At 41.2% G+C, this 16,666-nt stretch carries 16 protein-coding genes and 1 pseudogene; 9 read left to right on the top strand and 8 right to left on the bottom strand.

Features of this window, described 5'->3' with window-relative positions:
- Nucleotides 1-145: 145 nt before the first annotated feature.
- Nucleotides 146-610: a photosystem II complex extrinsic protein PsbU gene (gene psbU, locus RS893_RS17070; RefSeq protein ID WP_315785706.1), complete on the bottom strand. Its 465-nt coding sequence runs from the start codon at nt 608-610 to the stop codon at nt 146-148.
- 472 nt (nt 611-1,082) lie between these two features.
- On the opposite strand from psbU, the gene RS893_RS17075 reads away from it, so the two are divergent.
- Complete coding sequence (locus tag RS893_RS17075; RefSeq protein WP_315785709.1) at nt 1,083-1,253, top strand: hypothetical protein; 171 nt, start codon at nt 1,083-1,085, stop codon at nt 1,251-1,253.
- Nucleotides 1,254-1,281: 28 nt separating this feature from the next.
- On the opposite strand, the gene RS893_RS17080 is transcribed toward RS893_RS17075, so the two are convergent.
- Nucleotides 1,282-1,437: a hypothetical protein gene (locus RS893_RS17080; RefSeq protein ID WP_315785710.1), complete on the bottom strand. Its 156-nt coding sequence runs from the start codon at nt 1,435-1,437 to the stop codon at nt 1,282-1,284.
- A 115-nt stretch (nt 1,438-1,552) separates the two neighbouring features.
- Here RS893_RS17080 and RS893_RS17085 point away from each other — a divergent pair, with 115 nt between their 5' ends.
- From RS893_RS17085 to dprA, 4 genes are all read left to right on the top strand, one after another.
- Nucleotides 1,553-2,389, top strand: a complete 837-nt coding sequence (locus RS893_RS17085; RefSeq protein ID WP_315785713.1) for an SAM-dependent chlorinase/fluorinase — start codon at nt 1,553-1,555, stop codon at nt 2,387-2,389.
- Nucleotides 2,390-2,476: 87 nt separating this feature from the next.
- Nucleotides 2,477-3,133 (top strand): DUF2301 domain-containing membrane protein, encoded by a 657-nt coding sequence (locus RS893_RS17090; RefSeq protein WP_315785716.1) that lies wholly within the window; start codon nt 2,477-2,479, stop codon nt 3,131-3,133.
- Entirely contained in the window at nt 3,133-3,825 is a 693-nt protein-coding gene (locus RS893_RS17095; protein ID WP_315785719.1) for an ElyC/SanA/YdcF family protein, read from the top strand. Before RS893_RS17090 ends, RS893_RS17095 begins: the two co-directional genes overlap by 1 nt.
- Nucleotides 3,826-4,005: 180 nt before the next feature.
- Nucleotides 4,006-5,124, top strand: coding sequence for a DNA-processing protein DprA (gene dprA / locus RS893_RS17100; protein WP_315785722.1), 1,119 nt, complete (start codon nt 4,006-4,008; stop codon nt 5,122-5,124).
- A 175-nt stretch (nt 5,125-5,299) separates the two neighbouring features.
- Here dprA and RS893_RS17105 read toward each other — a convergent pair whose 3' ends face one another.
- A complete protein-coding gene (locus RS893_RS17105) occupies nt 5,300-5,695 on the bottom strand; it encodes a hypothetical protein (protein ID WP_315785724.1) in 396 nt (131 codons plus the stop codon).
- Nucleotides 5,696-5,806: 111 nt separating this feature from the next.
- On the opposite strand from RS893_RS17105, the gene RS893_RS17110 reads away from it, so the two are divergent.
- Entirely contained in the window at nt 5,807-6,010 is a 204-nt protein-coding gene (locus RS893_RS17110; RefSeq protein WP_315792005.1) for a hypothetical protein, read from the top strand.
- A 428-nt stretch (nt 6,011-6,438) separates the two neighbouring features.
- Nucleotides 6,439-8,580: a polyphosphate kinase 1 gene (ppk1, locus tag RS893_RS17115; protein ID WP_315785727.1), complete on the top strand. Its 2,142-nt coding sequence runs from the start codon at nt 6,439-6,441 to the stop codon at nt 8,578-8,580.
- Nucleotides 8,581-8,722: 142 nt separating this feature from the next.
- Here the strand turns inward: ppk1 and RS893_RS17120 are convergent, their stop codons facing one another.
- From RS893_RS17120 to RS893_RS17130, 3 genes are all read right to left on the bottom strand, one after another.
- Entirely contained in the window at nt 8,723-9,904 is a 1,182-nt protein-coding gene (locus tag RS893_RS17120) for a M20 family metallopeptidase (RefSeq protein ID WP_315785730.1), read from the bottom strand.
- A gap of 299 nt (nt 9,905-10,203) precedes the next feature.
- Nucleotides 10,204-10,767: a pentapeptide repeat-containing protein gene (locus RS893_RS17125; RefSeq protein WP_315785733.1), complete on the bottom strand. Its 564-nt coding sequence runs from the start codon at nt 10,765-10,767 to the stop codon at nt 10,204-10,206.
- Nucleotides 10,768-11,049: 282 nt separating this feature from the next.
- Nucleotides 11,050-11,922, bottom strand: coding sequence for an AraC family transcriptional regulator (locus RS893_RS17130; RefSeq protein ID WP_315785735.1), 873 nt, complete (start codon nt 11,920-11,922; stop codon nt 11,050-11,052).
- A gap of 162 nt (nt 11,923-12,084) precedes the next feature.
- Between RS893_RS17130 and RS893_RS17135 the strand changes: the two are divergent.
- Both RS893_RS17135 and RS893_RS17140 read left to right on the top strand, forming a co-directional pair.
- Nucleotides 12,085-12,153 (top strand): annotated as a pseudogene (locus RS893_RS17135) (FMN-dependent NADH-azoreductase); the annotation flags it as partial.
- Between the two features lie 130 nt (nt 12,154-12,283).
- Complete coding sequence (locus RS893_RS17140; RefSeq protein ID WP_315785737.1) at nt 12,284-12,772, top strand: DUF1772 domain-containing protein; 489 nt, start codon at nt 12,284-12,286, stop codon at nt 12,770-12,772.
- A 71-nt stretch (nt 12,773-12,843) separates the two neighbouring features.
- On the opposite strand, the gene RS893_RS17145 is transcribed toward RS893_RS17140, so the two are convergent.
- Both RS893_RS17145 and RS893_RS17150 read right to left on the bottom strand, forming a co-directional pair.
- A complete protein-coding gene (locus RS893_RS17145; RefSeq protein WP_315785741.1) occupies nt 12,844-14,616 on the bottom strand; it encodes a serine/threonine-protein kinase in 1,773 nt (590 codons plus the stop codon).
- 218 nt (nt 14,617-14,834) lie between these two features.
- A complete protein-coding gene (locus tag RS893_RS17150) occupies nt 14,835-16,442 on the bottom strand; it encodes a peptide ligase PGM1-related protein (protein ID WP_315785743.1) in 1,608 nt (535 codons plus the stop codon).
- Between the last annotated feature and the right edge of the window lie 224 nt (nt 16,443-16,666).

Consider the following 16,666-nt stretch of genomic DNA (forward strand, 5'->3'; position numbering starts at 1 on the left):
AGCAGCCCTATTGCCGTCCGAGCTTTTGGGTTTAAGACCCCCGCTAAAACGAAGTTTAGCGGATACGAATTGCTGGTGGGTATAATCCCCCAGGAACATCGCTCCTTGTGCCTTCTGTCTCCAGCATAGCTGCCTTCTTCAAGTTTTATCTGTAGATACCGTTGTTAAAACGATCAAATCCTTCGGTATAGACTGGTTCTACTTCTGTAACTTTGAAGTTATCTAGGTTAGCTTGGAGGATTTGTTTTTGACGTTCGCTTAATCCTTTAATGTTCAATACATCCTCTACCTCTTTGTAAGGAGCATTTTTGATAATTTTGCCTGCTAGGGTAGGATACAAGCCGGGATATTTCTGAAAAGCTCGCACATTGGTGTTATTTAAATCAATTTTGTCACCATATACATCTGCAAGCTTGGCATCTGCTGGGTTACGCAGGCTGGTAATTTGTTCAACCGCTAAAACAGAAACCGATGGCAAAGCAAAACTATTCAAATTGCTTGCTTGGGCTATCTGAGGCGTACCTAACCATGCCAAGCATCCTACCAACAAAAAACTAAAGACTGTTAATAAACGCACCAATTTTTTCACGATTTTTCCACCTCTTTCCATTAAACCGAAATAAAAAGTTTTCAGCTAGTAGCGCTTAGTTCAAGGCTGTAAAGGCCTCCAGGGTAGGAAAAGTTTTGCAACAAAGTTCACCAAATTAGCTCAAGGGCTTGTATGGTTTCTGTTTGCCTTGACTTTATCCTACTTTCAGGGATGGATGAGGGCTAAACCCTATAAAAACCAACCCATAAGGCATCTACTGATTATGTTGTTGATCCCTTCGCTGATAGCTATTCGCTTTATCAGCACACAGCAGTCATCAGAAACTAATATACAGCGTATTAATATCCACAATCTTTGCAGACACTATGATTGACCCAAGTTTTGCTAAAAATTTTTCAAATTAGCAATAATACTTATGCAAAAAACTAACTAAATTGGCTCAAATCTCAGAAAAAGCTAACTTGATTGTCAATTTTATTTACAAAATTTAATATTATCTACGCTTTCTTCTCAAGGAACACAGGGGTAGGTTTTGAGTCTTAGACGGTTTAACCATAAGTCTGATACCTTTGGCAGACAGGAAGACAAGGAGGACAAGGGAGACGACTTGGAGGACAAGGAGGACAAGGGAGAAGATGGTGAAATAATATTACCAATAAGAAAGCCTGCTGAAACAGCAGGCAAAAACACAACAGAACTATGAACAACCTATGTGTAATAAACTTTATGATTTAACCGAAATATTTCATCTCTGCCTCTAGCTGGCGAATGAGGTTTTCATCGCCCTTAGCTCTAGCTACTTCCAAGCGATGCTGTAAACTTCTTTTAATGTTCTCTCTATGAGCTTCTCGTGCTTTTTTAACTACTTCCGTTCTGTTTGTAATCATAAGGTTTTATCTTGTCGAATCGTCCTTAAATTATGTCTTGTGATCTTAACATAACAAAAATTTAGTTGCATATGTTACAGAAAAAACAAACTTAATAATATAACGATAATTACTTATGTCAAAGAATCAAGAAAAACCACAGAGACTGCTAACTTTACTAAGTGATTTTGGCGATCGCGATGTGTATGTAGGCGTAATGAAAGGAGCGATCGCCCAAATTAACCCCAAGCTCAAGGTGATAGACTTAACACACCAAATTCCGCCACAAAATATTGTCGCAGCTAGGTTTTGTCTCATGGATGCTTACCCTTACTTTCCTGAGGGAACAGTACATGTAGCGGTGGTAGATCCAGGTGTGGGAGGGCAAAGAAGAGCGATCGCTGTAGAATTTGCCAATGGATACTTGGTAGGGCCAGATAACGGCTTATTTAGTGGAGTGTTGACTCACAGTCCTGTTATTGCTGCGATGGAACTGACAAATCCTGATTACTGGCGCACTTCAAATCCTAGCACTACATTTCATGGTCGAGATATATTTGCCCCAGTGGGGGCGCATCTGGCTAGTGGTGTTTCCCTCCAACAGCTAGGAACACAAATAAATCCAGAAAGCTTAGTCAAGTTAAAAATAGCTGAATACAGCCAAAGCGAGAATATAATCACAGGTTGTATTCAATATATTGATCACTTTGGTAACTTAGTCAGTAACATCCCTGGAACTTACATCCAAGACAAAAGCTGGAGCGTGCTTGTGGGTGACAAAATCATACCAGGAAGCGGAACTTATGGAGATGTGGAAATTGGGGATGCGATCGCCCTTGTTGGCAGTCACGGTTGGGTAGAACTAGCGATCAATAGCGGTAATGCGCGATCGCAACTACAGATGAATTTGGGAGATACCATACAAGTAGTAATCGAGGTGGGGAGATGGGGAGATGGGGAGGTAGGGAGATAGGGAGGTGGGGAGTAACTATAAGAAAACAACCAACAACCAACCATCAACCACCAACAAATAACAACCAACAACCAACTAATTTGATATATGACTACGCAAACAGTATCAGCACCGGAAGTTTATCAAGGGCAATTTGGCGAGTTTACAATTACTAAAGGCGATCGCGATGGTGTGATTATTTACCGTAGTGGGTTAATGCTAGCAGCAATTTGCTTTGCTGTGGGCAGTGCTTTAGTTTTGTTTAACCCTAATCCTACTACTTTTAAATTACTGACGCCTTTATATGTTTGTTTCAGTTTAGGTCTTGGTATTAGTTTACTCACCATTCATATTTACATGGTGGAGTTACACCGAACTTTACAAGTTTTTTGGCTCATTGGTAGTATATCCGCAATTATCTTAGGAATTACGAATAGTCAGCCTTTAGCTATTACTATTTACACTCAACCATTGACATTATTCGGCGTTGGTTTTACCTTCGCAGCTTTGACTGGTATTTATTTCAAAGAAGCATTTTGTTTCAATCGCCTGGAAACAAAATTACTAACTCCCATCGTACCTTTACTGTTATTAGGACATTTAGTTGGTATATTGCCAATACAGTTAGAACAGATATTGTTAGGAACGTGGGCAATTTTATTTGTTGTTTTCGCTATGCGGAAAGCAGTACAGGCAATTCCACCAGACATTGGAGATAAGTCAGTGTTTGCTTATTTAAAATCAAAACGCTCTGCCAAAGTTTAATGCAGAGAAATGTAAAACATCAACAGCAAAAATTCCCCATCATGCGTTTATTTAGGCGTCAATATCTGTGGATGCCAACTACCTTGGGATGGGGAGTTATTATAGCTGTTTTTGCTGTGATGACGAGTTTGACTGTTATGCACATACATCCATTTCTGGCAATTAATTCACCACTTCAACAAGCTGATGTTTTAGTTGTGGAAGGCTGGATACCAGACTATGCACTAAAACAGGCGGCGACAGAATATCAGAAAAAATCCTACAGCCAAATCATTACTACAGGAGTGCCATTAGAAAAAGGTTCCTATCTTTTGGAATATAAAAATTATGCGGAAATTGCTGCCCTAACTTTAAAAAATATCGGTTTAGAATCAGAAAAAATAGTAGCTGTCTCTTCACCGGAAGTTAAAAAAGATCGTACTTATGCATCTGCGATCGCACTTCATCAGTGGTTAGAAAAATCTAATTCCCAAATAACAGCAATCAATCTTTTTACCCATGATACCCATGCTCGTAGAAGTTGGTTGATATTCCAAAAAGCACTAGCTCCTAAAATTCAAGTCGGAATCATTAGCAGCACACCACAAAATTATGAGCCAAATAAATGGTGGATTTATAGTGCAGGTGTCAGGTCAATTATTAATGAAATAGTAGCTTACGTTTATGCAGTAGTTGTGAGTTGGAAAGGGTGATAGCTAGGTGGGGAGATGGGGAATAACTACTAACTACTAATGTACAGACGTGAGGAACATCGCGTCTCTACCCACTAACTACTAACTACTAAGAATTGACAATTGACCATTGACTAATGACCAATGACAAATGACCCTCAACGCGAGTAATCTTTACTAAGACTCAATGAGGATTGAGAATTGGCAGTTGAACGTGGGTATTGGCTAGCTTGGTCACAAATATCAGGGATTGGTCCGGTATTGCTGCAAAGGTTACAACAGCATTTTGGCACGCTCCAATCAGCTTGGGAAGCTAGTCCCACGCAGTTGGAAGCGGTGGAAGGTTTTGGTATTCAGACATTGCAAAAGGTGGTACAACAGCGATCGCGTCTTCATCCTGAACAATTACTTATCCAACACCAAGAACAAAATCCCAATTTTTGGACACCAGTAGATCCAGAATATCCCCGTTTACTACTGGAAATTCCCAGTCCACCACCACTACTGTATTTTCGTGGTGAAGTAGAACTACGAGAAAATTTGGGCGAAACTCCACTAGTTGCGATTGTGGGTACGCGCCAACCCTCAGAATATGGTATTCGTTGGACTCGTCAAATTAGCACAGCTTTGGCTAAAAACGGTTTTACAGTCGTTTCTGGTTTAGCAGAGGGAATTGATACAGAAAGTCACGCCGCCGCTTTGAAAGCTGGAGGACGCACCATAGCAGTTTTAGGTACAGGTGTAGATGTCATTTATCCAGCCAAAAATCAGCAACTGTACAAACAGATTTTAACTGCTGGGTTAGTTTTAAGTGAGTACCCCAGCAAAACACCACCTGAACGCACTCAATTTCCCCGTCGCAATCGGATTATTGCTGGCTTGAGTCGCGCTGTCTTGGTAATGGAAGCACCGCTAAAATCTGGTGCGTTGATTACAGCTAACTATGCGAATGAATTTGGTAGAGATGTTTATGTCTTACCAGGTAGAATTGATGACTACCCATCCCAAGGATGCTTAAAGTTACTTAGTCAAGGTGCTGCTCCCATTCTCAAAGAATTAGATGAATTGTTAAGAATGCTGGGAGCTATACCAAAAATAGATTCTGTTTCCGTTTGTCTAGAACCACAACAATTAATTTTGCCTAATTTGCCACCAGAACTGCAACAAGTAATAAATGTAATTTCCTCAGAATCTTTGCCCTTCGATATGATTATCCAACAAACAGGCATGGCTGCGAGTGCTGTTTCTAGTGCGTTGTTACAGTTGGAATTGATGGGTTTAGTCTCACAAAAACCGGGAATGAGGTACAAGCGCAAATGACAAAAAAGATATAGAAGGGAGACATCGGGGAGTATTGTTTATGTATTCAGCTAAATAATGCACAACTAAGAAGCCCCACCTCTCATGATGATAGTTGAGGCAGAGCCTCTATAATTTTGTTCCCAGTCTCTGGCTGGGAACAAGTGAAACTAGAGAAAGCTTTAACAAACTTGTTTTACTTAACTAACAGTTTCAGCACTTCTTCAAGCATCAACTTCGCACTCCACAAATCCACAAGCTTCTGCTGGTATCTTCTCCAGTATTCTTCCTGTAACCATTCATTATTTTTTGTCGCTCTTAATAGTGCAAGCTGGCTGTCAGTGGGGTGTCCAATCAAATCAAGCGCAACAGTAATAGCGTGATAAGCTTCTAGTCCGGGTGAATGTACTCCTACTCCATCCCTCATTTGCTCGAGTGCTTTGTATGGGAACGCAGAAAGTGTATTTACCCAAGCTTCTGTTTTTCCCCAATTGCCAATAGGCCGAACACCATATCTCTTACCCAGTGTCTGAAGTTCAGGAAGAGTAAGTTTTTTCAGTTGTTCTCGTGTCATCATATTATTGTCTGTCAATTTTCAGATGGACTTGGTGGGTATACAGTGTTTAGCGAACAAGATACCCACCTCAAAATAGTCTATTCTTTTGCCTACCAAAGAATCAAGTTATATTTGCATTTATTTAAGATGCCTAATCCCAAAGGGAATCCACAAAATCTAAAACCAATCAAATCAGATAGAGAAGAACCATTAACTGAAAGGTTAAATTTACGTATCACCAAAACTATGAAAGAGGAATTATCCCAAAAAGATGATCCTCCTGAATTTTGTCGTAGAGCTATCCAAGAAGCACTTGAGAAAGACAAACACAAAAGTGATTCTGAAAAATAATTTTGTTAGCAAATTCATAACTTACTAGTTTTCTTTAGAAGACTTTAGTTGTCCGCCTCAAAATTAATTGTTAAGCAGTTTATGGGACGAGTGGAAGTCCAACCGATTTATGTTATTTTTTCTGTTTAAAACGCAACCTGTTCTATAGCATTCCTACATCATCCGTAAGAGATTAAGATCCCCGACTTCGCAAGAGAAGTAGGGGATCTGAGTTTTGTGGTTCTCACAGGATTGCTATAGCAAACTACCTAGAGCATTAATTGATAATTAATTTATATTTAAAATTTACTTAATTTCGTCTTTAAGTTTCATTAATCTACAATGAAGAGACTGATATAGTTACGCAAAAAATTAAATCAAAAAATTATCTGAATTACTTAAGGATATTAGGTTAAGTCAAAAAAATATTCAGAAGTAATAAAACTAACATGACTAAATCTAAAGAGATAGCCAAACCTATAAATCTTAATGACTCACAGTATTACTTTAATCGTGAATTAAGTTGGTTAGAGTTTAATCGTCGAGTTTTGCATGAGGCGTTGGATCACCGCACTCCTTTACTCGAAAGACTTAAATTTACGGCTATCTTCAGTTCTAATTTAGATGAATTTTTCATGGTTCGTGTGGCAATACTTAAAGATCAAGTGCAAGCACTCCTAAGCCAACGAACTCCAGATGGACGCACGCCACAGGAACAACTAGAAGCGATCGCTCAACTTTTGCGTCCGATGGTCGTAGAACAACATAATCTGTTTGAGAAGGTGCTACGCAAAGAAATGGCATCTGATGGTATTCATCTTCTCAATTACACAGATATTACTAGGGAACAGCGTTCTTACATAGAAGAATTATTTAAACAACGGATTTTTCCAGTTCTTACACCTCTGGCTGTAGATCCAAGTCACCCCTTCCCTTTGATGGCAAATCTCAGTCTCAACTGGGCGGTAGTTGTCAAAGATCCAGTTACAGGAGAAGAAAAGTTTGCTAGAGTCAAAGTCCCGAATATTCTGCCTCGATTTATTGCCTTACCTAAAGAGTTAGAACCGCAAAACGGTAAATTAAACCATTGGACTGGTGTACCAATTGAACAGGTAGTAGCTCACAATTTAGATGCCTTGTTTCCAGGCATGATCATAAAAGAATATCACCTGTTTCGACTGACTCGTAAAGCTGATATCTCAGTAGTAGAAGAAGAAGCAGATGATTTATTACTAGCAATTCAACAAGAATTACGCGGGCGACACTTTCGTGGTTCTGTAGTGCGGTTGGAAATTCAACCATCAATGCCTAAATCTGTGCGAAAAATGCTGATGCAAGAAATGGAACTGTCCGAAAGTGATGTTTATGAAATAGATGGTTTAATCAATTTAAAGGATTTAATGTCCTTCATGGCTTTGCCATTGCCTGAACTTAAAGACAAACCTTGGACACCTGTAATTCCACCTCGTCTGCGTCATTTTCATCAACCAAGTAATCTTAGTCAATTAGACGAAGCAGAAAATATTTTCTCTGTCATTCAGCAAAATGACTTGCTAGTACACCACCCCTACGAATCCTTTAGCGCTTCTGTAGAACAATTTATCGTCCAAGCTGCCCGTGATCCGCAAGTGCTGGCGATTAAGATGACACTCTATCGCACTTCTGGCGATTCTGAAATTGTAAGTTCGTTAATTGCTGCGGCAGAGAGTGGTAAACAAGTTGCTGCCCTTGTAGAGTTAAAAGCCCGTTTTGACGAAGAAAATAATATTAATTGGGCGCAGAAATTAGAAAAATCCGGTGTGCATGTCGTTTATGGATTGGTAGGATTGAAGACTCACACCAAAATAGTGCTGGTAGTACGTCAAGAAGGAGAGAGAATTTGCCGTTACGTCCACATCGGTACTGGTAACTACAATCCCAAAACAGCCAAATTATACACTGATTTAGGACTGCTGAGTTGTCGAGAAGAATTAGGTGCAGATTTAACAGATTTATTCAATTACCTAACTGGCTATTCTTGTCAGAATTATTACCGTAAGTTACTAGTGTCACCCGTTACTATGCGCGATCGCATGATTGCCCTGATTCGCCGGGAAATTGAACATAGCCAAGACGGTAAAAAAGGTCGAATCATCGCCAAAATGAACTCATTGGTAGACCCCCAAATCATTGCTACCTTGTACAAAGCATCACAAGCTGGTGTAGAAATTGACTTAATTATTCGGGGAATATGCTGCTTACGTCCCGGTGTTCCCGATATCAGCGAAAATATCCGCGTCATTAGTATTATCGGTCGTTTTTTAGAACACTCACGGATTTTTCACTTCCACAACAATGGACGGGATGAAATATATATCGGTAGTGCTGATTGGATGCCTCGCAACCTAGATCGACGTGTAGAAGCCGTTACACCAGTGGAAGATTCAAAGATTTTACAAAACTTGCAAAACATTCTACAAATCATGTTGGCAGACAATCGCCAAGCTTGGGAACTGAAATCAGATGGTTCCTACACCCAGAGACATCCTGGCAAAAATGAACCAGAACGCCACACCCAAAATATACTTATGGAAATGGCAGCGAAATCATGAAAAATCAGAGATTGTAAACAACAAACTCAATAACTCCGCGTTCCTTGGCGCTAACTTTGCGTGCCTCTGCGTTTGTTTGAAAAAAGTATGATTTTAGTTGATTCTCAATTAAAAGACCTAATTTTCAAGCATTTAGAGTCTCTTAAACCTGTTGCCAATACCGATAAGCTGTATATGCGATCGTTACAACCCCAGTGACGATTGCTGATTCATCGATTTCAAATTGGGGATGGTGTAGTGGATAGTTAATTACCCTATCTTTAAAACCCACACCTAAACGAAACATACTACCAGGAGAGTGTTCTAAATATACAGAAAAATCTTCTGCACCTAAAGAGGGTTCGGGCAAAACTTGCACGCGATCGCTTCCCCAAGCTTCTTCTGCGGATGATTGCAATAACTGTGTCAAAAAGTAATCATTTTGGACACTAGGGACACCCTGGCGATAGTTGACTTGATATTTTGCACCGTAAGAATTACAAATACTAGCAACTATTTTTTCAATCCAGTTAGGTAAATTTGCCCGGGTTTCCGGATGTAGCGATCGTACTGTTCCTAACAATTGGACTTTATCAGCGATTACATTTGGCGCTCTACCACCATTTATTTTCCCTATGCTCAATACTACCGGACGCAAAGGATTCTGGGTGCGGCTAATTGCTTGCTGTAGTGTGGTAATAACTTGCGAAGCTATCCAAATAGCATCTATTGCTTCGTGGGGACGAGCCCCATGTCCTGATTCACCCGTAATCATAATCTCTAAATCATCAGCCGCCGCCGTCAATGCACCATAACGCACACCTATTGAACCTGCGGGGATAGAAGGAAAAACATGAACGCCCAGTATCCCACTAACTTGATCCATCGCCCCATCTGCTACCATCCAGCTTGCCCCTTGGGCAATTTCTTCGGCTGGCTGAAATAAAAATCGTACCTTCCCAGAAATCTCTTCGGCAATTTGAGCCAAGATCATGGCAGTTCCTAAACCAACTGTGGTATGAACATCATGACCACAAGCGTGCATAATACCTTCTGTACGGGAGGCGAATTCTAAACCACTACGTTCTTGTATGGGCAAAGCATCCATGTCAGTACGAATCGCCAAGATCCGTTTATCCTCGCCTGTACCTTGCAATTCTCCAATTACACCTGTTTTACCTACTCCTTCTTGTACATGCAGTCCACTGGAAGATAAAACTCCAGCAACAAAGGCGGCTGTTTGGTACTCTTGACCGCTAAGCTCTGGGTGAGAGTGGATGTGACGACGAATTTCTATTAGGCGTGGAGCTATGGTTGTTGCTAAATCTTTAATACGGCTAAGCATTTTTCAATTATTTTAAAGTCTTTAGTTTAATGATAAAGAAGTGTTAACAGACCAATAACTTTTAGCCCACACCAATAAATGTTACTGAGCCAAGCTATTGTAAAATAATTGACAAATACTTTGACATTGAAAGTACTCTACAGTCAAGAGTAATTTAGCTGGTTCCTAGTCTCTAGCTTTTGACTGTGCGAATTTTTGATTTTGGATTTGAGATTGAGATCAATTCAAAATCACATTCATGAATCAGGGCACACAGCTAACTGGCTGTGCGCCCCTACTTAATACATTTAATTTACCTGTCACTCTGCAAAGCAGGTTGAGCCATTGATATTATTATCGTCAAATTTGTTACATGCTCCCCCAGAGAAACGCTGTAAAGACCACCAATAAGGCTTATTAGAAGTGATCACACCATTGGGTAGAGTAGTTACTCGGAAGTTTGCGCCTCGATAATTAGTCAATTGTTCTCTAGCACCTTTTAGGTTAGCACCCTCTAGATTAGCACCAATAAAACCAGTAAAACTCAGATTTGTATTATCCAAGGATGCTCCTTTTAGGTACGCTCCTGTAAAGAAAGTCCCTGAAAGATTCGCTCCGGTTAATGTAGCACTTTCCAGATTTGCACTTGTCAGATCGGCATTTGTGAGATTAGCACCAGTTAAAATAGCTGTTTTTAAGTTAGACCCGCGTAAATTTGCTCCAGTCAAATTCAATCTACTTAAGTCAGCGCCACTTAAATCACATCGAGGACAAGAACCTGTTGCTTTTAATTGGTCTAAATCTAGTTGATTAAAAGCAAAAGCTTGCTCTGTAAGTCCTATAAAAGCTAACAAAGTAGCTGTGGCAATAAGCTGGAATTTCATGTTTTTTACAGTAAGTATAAAGTTGAAAATTCACTTAGGTGATGTATTGTTATCATTATATGACTGATGCAAAAATTTATCGGTATAAAGCAGACATCAAGAAACTGTAAAATTACTGTAAAACCTCATAGTTTCCCCTAGTCAAAACTAAACAAAGTTCATAGAATAAAAACATCAAACTTTATACTGAAACTCTATAGGCAACGAAATATTGTATTCCCCCAGCTGAATTAATCAAAAGGCTAGGGGGAATTCTTATTTACTATACAAATGCATAGTTGCTTAATTAACTCTGTAAGCTTTAGGTGTCATGCCTGTAAATTGCCGAAACTGTTTGCTCAAATGGCTGTGGCTACTGAATCCACACTCTAAAGCAATTTCCATAATCGATTGATCTGTTTGTTTCAATAGCTGTTTTGCCCGTTCTACACGTTGTTGAAGTAAGTATTGGTAGGGAGCCGTGCCGATCGCCTGCTTGAACAGATGGCTGAAATGAAATTGACTCATGCCTAGCAATGCAGCCAAATTTGCAAGCTTGATATCTTGATTTAGATGTTCGTTGATATATTCCAAGACTTGAAGAACTTGGCGCTCAGATAAACCACCTTCAGAAATTGAAAGGTGAGGCTTAGCAGCACAGTAGTGTCTGAGCAAATGTACTGCCAAGATATTTGCCAGGGATTCGATATAGAGCCTTCCTCCTAAATTTTCGTGTTTTAGTTCACACAGCAGCATCATGCCAATAGACTCTATATATGGATCGCGAGTCCGAAATTCGGGGAGTAATTTCAGGTGATCGGGATTGTTGTTAATGGTTTCTCTCGCAACATTTTGCAAAAACCGAGACGCAATGCGAATTTCCAAATAGTGATCATCTCCATCCCAACGGGCAAAAAACGGCTCCTTAGCAGGTGTGATAGAAATATCGCCTTTTCCATATAGCCCTGCGTAGGTCTTGCCTGCCTTTATTTGCAGCAAGCGTACTGGACGGGATACAAGAGATAGACAAATCGTATGTTCATCGCTGTAATGACATTTTCCCTCCCCCGCAGGGTGTTGAAATTGTTCGACCAGAATATTCTCCCAACCGTGGTTGCGACTAGACAAAATGGGCAAGCTGGCACATTCAGTTTGATGAGAGACTGTCGTGTTCATGATCCAAACCCAATTCGCCTAGTTCCGATTGTATTCACTTTTGGATGATTCTCATCGAGCAGCCTGAAAAATTACCGCAAGATTTTGATAATTGCACAGGAATTAGATAGCTGAGTATCGGTTGTTTGCTTAAGCTGAAATGGTGTTTAATTAGGAGAAAACATGGCACGTTTGTTACACATTGATTCTAGTCCGCGTGGTGAGCGATCGCACTCCCGCAGACTCACAAGATAATTCGTTGAGACTTGGAAGCAGAGTTATGACGAGTTTGGTGGTATGAGTTTGACTCAATCAATCGCCAATGCTCGTACCCAACTGGCTCAACTGGTCAGAAGCTAAGACAAAATCTGTAGGAGACTTTATGGCACTTACTAGCTACTGGCTTTTCGTATTAAAGCTTGTCGCGATACTGGGTTGTGGACTGGTAGCTGGAGTTTTCTTCGCCTTCTCGACCTTCGTGATGAGCGCCCTTGCCCGACTCCAACCAGCACAAGGCATTGCTGCCATGCAATCGATCAATATCACAGTGATCAATCCATTGTTCATGATGGCACTTTTTGGAACGGCTGCGGCTTGCATTTTTCTGGCTGTCTCCTCACTGTTAAAGTGGCATCAACTTGATGCCGCCTATTTGCTTCTTGGCAGCCTACTCTATCTTGTCGGCACAGTAGGCGTGACAATCCTGTTCAATGTGCCGCTTAATGATGCGCTGGCGACTGTTGATCCGAGTAGCACTGATAGCGCAAGCCTGTGGAACAGGTATCTTACCAACTGGACAAAATGGAATCATATTCGGACGGTGGCGGCGCTTGCAGCATCTGCATTGCTCACCATCGCACTCAGTAAATGATAAGTAGGTAGGGCAAAAAGAACAATTATTTTCTAAAACCTTATGCCCTCAGCATAGCTGCCTTTCTTCATTCAATAACGCCAGCCCAACAAACGCAATCCAGGCACGACTAGATAATGACTCACTCCCAACCAAAAACTAACCACAACACCTACAAAACTAAAAAAACCTATTTTCCACAATAATTCATGCCAATGATGGGTAGGACTAAAAAAATCGTTGAATATGGTTGGTGGTAGCCCGACATAAAGCAAAAATGCAAACGGTAGTGCCGTACCAAAAGCAGTAACCACAGCATGAACTATATGATGGCTACGCAGACCTAAGCCCAAGGTAAGCAGTGAAACGGCGGCTAAAATCAATGCTACTAATCCTTCACCATCTTCTTTTGGTGTGATTAATTGCAGAATCAACCAGCCAAATCCATAGCCAAAAATTCCCATTAGTGATGCGACTAAAAACCGCCGTCGCTGGTCATAGCCTCCAGCAGTCACTATTCCCCATGCAGTACCAAACCCAGCACCAGCAAACAAAAGGATTTCTGCTCCCGACACAGACTGAGTATTCCCTAGCAACAGGGATAGCTGACTAGACAACGATTCACCAACTTCTTTTCCCCATTTTGTATTATAGGCTAAAACATAACCAGAATACGTACCCGCAGCAGCGCCTATACTGGTGAGAATCATTGTCCAAATTGTATCCAGACAAGCTCGAAAAACTTGAGCGATCGCACCGAACACAAAAAGAATAATTTGAACAATGCTTTGAGCAAAATTAACAACAGAGTTTTGAATTTGATTTCTGAAATCAGATAAAAATCCCAGACTCGGAGATGATTTAGGGTTGGCGATCGCTACAGTTAGACTACCAGTGTTTGTTCCGACACGATTTGGTCGTGCCTGAGTAATCTGTGTCAAACGTCTTTGAAGAATCGCTGTATTGGCTGGACGCGATCGCGCTTGTTCCTGCATCATTTCATCTAGCAAATCTGCTAGTTGCGGGTTAACATGACGTTGCGATCGCCAGTGCAACTCACCCGTTAAAGGATCTTCTAAGTCCACCGGATGCTTACCCGTCAGCAACTCAATCATCGTCCGCCCCAAAGCATAAAAATCAGCACTAGGTTCAACATGACCACCCAGCACTTGTTCCGGTGGACTGTAACCAGAAGAAAACAACTTTGTAGATCGTGGCTGAGAAGCAATATTTGCTGCACCAAATTGTTTTGCCCCACCAAAATCAATCAGTACGAGTTGACCCCATTCTCCCCCTTGAAAAGGAGGGGATTTAGGGGAGGTACGCAGCATCAAATTAGAAGGTTTGATGTCACGATGAATAATATTGCGTTGGTGCAAATGGCGTAAAATTTCCACAGCTTGACTTAACCAGTTCAACACTAACTCTGGTGGACATCCTTGAGGATATTGCTTGTATATTATCTCCTCCAAAGTCTGACCATGAATTTTTTCCATCACCAAACAAGGCAGAGTCTGTTGTCCCTTAGCATGAACCCAAATACGTTGAAAATAACCATCTGGTTCGACTCTGGGAACACCTGGATGTCGCAACTTGCTTAAAACCGCCGCTTCTTGGGCAAACAATTCTCGTGCTTTCGGTGATTCTTCTACCAACACTTTCAGCACCTTTTCTGTTTGTGTCTTTTGATCCCAAACTGTGTAAATTTGGGCAAAACCTCCCGATCCCAAACGTGCAGTAGGGACATAGCGATCTATCAGCTGTAGGGGCGCACCACAGCAACTACAAAATTTGTTTCCCCAAAGCTGGGGATAGGGACGCTGACAGTCTGGATTGATGCAGTGAATTTCACTAGTGTTGAACACAACCGCTCAAAGACAATGGCTGATGTTGATTATAATCAGGAGCCGGGGTAATGGGGATAGGGGTTAGGGGATTAGGGATCGGGGAAAGGGGGAAGAAGGAAGGGGGACAAGAGGACAAGGGGGACAACGAAGACAAAGGGGAATTAGTTACTATATTATTCTCACACTCCCCACACTCCCCACACTCCCCATTGCCCCTAATCCCCACTCCCCTATGCCTAACAACTAAACCCATCCCAGACCATGGGAAAAGTATGTTCTAAGACGGAGGAATAGTCTTGATTGTTGCTGTTAGTTTCTTCGTCCAAGACTTTAACGACCTTATTATAAATTTCTTCTGCTTGTTGAGGAGAATCGCCAATGCTGGTTAAACCTAGCTTGCCAAATTGGGAAAGACAACCCATTAGATGAAAGACTGTGCCTGTTTCTGTGCCGGTATCAAAGTGCAGCCTGTGATGGGCGATGATGTCCATTAAGTCATTGGGTAAGAGTCCTTGATAACGGTCTTTTTGGAGGTTGTCAGTGGCGATGTAGTATTTAGGACGTCCTTGTTGAGAGTAAAACAAGCCTGTGGAAAGGTTGTAACGTCCGTTGGTTAATAGTTTTAAGGTCATAAAGGGGTGGGTAGTTCCGCCTTTACGTAGGTTAATTTCTATTGCTTGCATATCCCATTGTCCATTACCTTGGTCAACAGCGATAAAATCGACGCCAAATCGTTCGAGTGCGCCTTTTTCTGCAAGTTTCATGCCAATTTTTGTTCCTAACACTTGCAGTTGTAGGCGGTAAGTTTCATCCGCAGGAAATCGACAACCAAGGTAAACTTGCCCGTCAGGACCACCAAGGATTTGGTCATGGGTAGAAAGAATTTCCACTTCACCTAGAGGTGTAATCCGTCCTTGGACACTGGGCGATCGCTTGACTTCACCCTCGACAAACGCTTCTACAATTGCCCCTAACTCACCAATGCGTCCCGAAAAGTTTTCCCATGTTTCTTGACTAGCTTGAAAACGCATCTGGGGTAAGCGATCGCTAATCGCTGCTAAGCGTTCGGCATGGGAACCGCCAGGAGGTGCAATATCCGCAATTGGTCTTAAGTCTAATAGGGCATTTCCTTCTCCCGATATACCTTCGTTCAGCTTAACCACCATTCTTTTTAAGTGCGGCTGGCGTTCCCACAACTGCACAGCAGCTTCTTCCAAATCGGCAACACTCTTAACTAAGTCACTACCATCTGGGTGTGGTACTCCGGTTTCTGCGAATATTTGACGACTACCACTTTTTGTTCCCCAAGTCTGCAATTGTGGTGCAGCAGCATACAGTGGTACACCTAATTTTACAGATAATTCTGCTTCTAAAGGCGTACTATTATAGCATATCATAAATGATTTGTCTAGCCTTAAGGCTTGACGAATACGATGGAGCAAGCGGGGACGTTCTAAAATTTTTTGACTGAGGGGTTTTAGGGAAGAATCATAGGTGGAAAGTAAGAGCAAGCGATTGCGAGCATGGGAGAATGGGATTCCTGGCAACAGCTGTAAATAATAATCGATAATACTGGGGTGCAAAGGCACAGATGTCACGTAGATGAGACGATTGCGGGGATTCCACAAACGAATAAGTGAGAACAATAATCGCTCTTCGTAGTGTTCGTAACCCTCCACTTTTTTAAGTTCTCGTTGATCGATGCTTAGAGAGGGAACAACTAATATATCTACATCACTGCTTTCGGTAGGCCCTTCAATACTTTGCCAGCGATCGCGTAAAGTTAGCTGAAGAAATTTAAACGAGTCAGTTTGCTCTAAATTAGAAATGTCTAATATTTGCATAATTTTACCCCTGCTTTGCTCCTTCAGAGGGATTGCTTAATTTCAGATATATCTTAAGGAATAATTGATTGCGATTGTATGCAACACTTCTTTGAAATCATTTGGGTGGTTGCTGAAATTTTACGATGTTGCACGTAAAATTTCCGTGAAAAGTAGGTATTGATTATCGGGATCAATATATAGTGAATCATCTATTAAACAGGGTTAAAAAACAAGAGTTAATT

The organism is Fischerella sp. JS2, assembly GCF_032393985.1.
Classification (GTDB): domain Bacteria; phylum Cyanobacteriota; class Cyanobacteriia; order Cyanobacteriales; family Nostocaceae; genus Fischerella.

What these genes read in the sequence shown, in the direction of transcription:
- psbU (WP_315785706.1), bottom strand. Translation starts at nt 610, where the DNA reads ATGGAAAGAGGTGGAAAAATCGTGAAAAAATTGGTGCGTTTATTAACA.
- RS893_RS17080 (WP_315785710.1), bottom strand. Translation starts at nt 1,437, where the DNA reads ATGATTACAAACAGAACGGAAGTAGTTAAAAAAGCACGAGAAGCTCAT.
- RS893_RS17085 (WP_315785713.1), top strand. Translation starts at nt 1,553, where the DNA reads ATGTCAAAGAATCAAGAAAAACCACAGAGACTGCTAACTTTACTAAGT.
- RS893_RS17090 (WP_315785716.1), top strand. Translation starts at nt 2,477, where the DNA reads ATGACTACGCAAACAGTATCAGCACCGGAAGTTTATCAAGGGCAATTT.
- RS893_RS17095 (WP_315785719.1), top strand. Translation starts at nt 3,133, where the DNA reads ATGCAGAGAAATGTAAAACATCAACAGCAAAAATTCCCCATCATGCGT.
- RS893_RS17110 (WP_315792005.1), top strand. Translation starts at nt 5,807, where the DNA reads ATGCCTAATCCCAAAGGGAATCCACAAAATCTAAAACCAATCAAATCA.
- ppk1 (WP_315785727.1), top strand. Translation starts at nt 6,439, where the DNA reads ATGACTAAATCTAAAGAGATAGCCAAACCTATAAATCTTAATGACTCA.
- RS893_RS17120 (WP_315785730.1), bottom strand. Translation starts at nt 9,904, where the DNA reads ATGCTTAGCCGTATTAAAGATTTAGCAACAACCATAGCTCCACGCCTA.
- RS893_RS17125 (WP_315785733.1), bottom strand. Translation starts at nt 10,767, where the DNA reads ATGAAATTCCAGCTTATTGCCACAGCTACTTTGTTAGCTTTTATAGGA.
- RS893_RS17130 (WP_315785735.1), bottom strand. Translation starts at nt 11,922, where the DNA reads ATGAACACGACAGTCTCTCATCAAACTGAATGTGCCAGCTTGCCCATT.
- RS893_RS17140 (WP_315785737.1), top strand. Translation starts at nt 12,284, where the DNA reads ATGGCACTTACTAGCTACTGGCTTTTCGTATTAAAGCTTGTCGCGATA.
- RS893_RS17150 (WP_315785743.1), bottom strand. Translation starts at nt 16,442, where the DNA reads ATGCAAATATTAGACATTTCTAATTTAGAGCAAACTGACTCGTTTAAA.